General features: G+C 44.7%; 1 protein-coding gene. It reads right to left on the reverse strand.

Features of this window, described 5'->3' with window-relative positions; genetic code table 11:
* The coding region (locus A3762_RS13205; protein WP_197469250.1) for an Hpt domain-containing protein at positions 1–861 on the reverse strand (861 nt) is incomplete at both ends.

The raw sequence follows: 861 nt of genomic DNA on the forward strand, positions 1-861 counted from the left end.
GCCAAAGACTGACTTAAATTAGAGTCTTGCCCTTTTGAGAACGCTTCTAACAACGGAGCCATGTTTTGACGAATCTGATCGATGACATCGAGTTCACCAGCTTTTATTTCAATGGTTTGCTCAATTCGCTTATTAAGTCGCTCTTCCACAACCCAGGCTAGATCTGCAATCGCATTTGCACCAACTAACTTGCCACTACCTTTCAAAGTATGGAAAGCACGACGAAGCTCAGCCAAAGCTTCCTGATTCGCGGCATCAACTTGCAATACTTTAGTCGCCGCTTCGATGTCAGCAGCAACTTCTTCTACTTCTTCAGCAAAGATTTCTAGGATATCTTGATCAATTAACTGCTCATCGCTTTCCTTCGCGACTGACTCTGGCGCTTCACTAGCCGCTTCAGATATGTGGTGAGGGGAAATATGCGTAGTTGCATCCGATCCATTCGTCACGCCAAGCTTATGCAAGCTTTCACGCGCAACTTCCAAGAAGCGGTCGCTTTCTGAAGCACCTTCAGAGAGGCGTTCGATGTAGTACTCAATACTACTAATTGCATCAGCTAAGCGATCTAGCTCTGACCAATCAGGCTTTACTATCTCTCGAATTAAACGTTCGCTGATATATCGACTGCAGCCACTAATCAATTCAGCAGCTTCTTCCAAAGGAATAATCTGTAAGCCACCACGAACACTTTCTAGAATCGCGGGAACACCCTCAATCTGCTTGATATCCCAATTAGAAGTAATAAAACCAACAATGCCATTTTTAGCTAATTCAATTGATGCTTTAGATGCCTCAATCACTGCTGCATTAGCATTCTCAAATTGCTCAACCGGCACGGCACTAGCAGCCTCAGGGCCTTCA

This window comes from Oleiphilus sp. HI0125 (assembly GCF_001635355.1).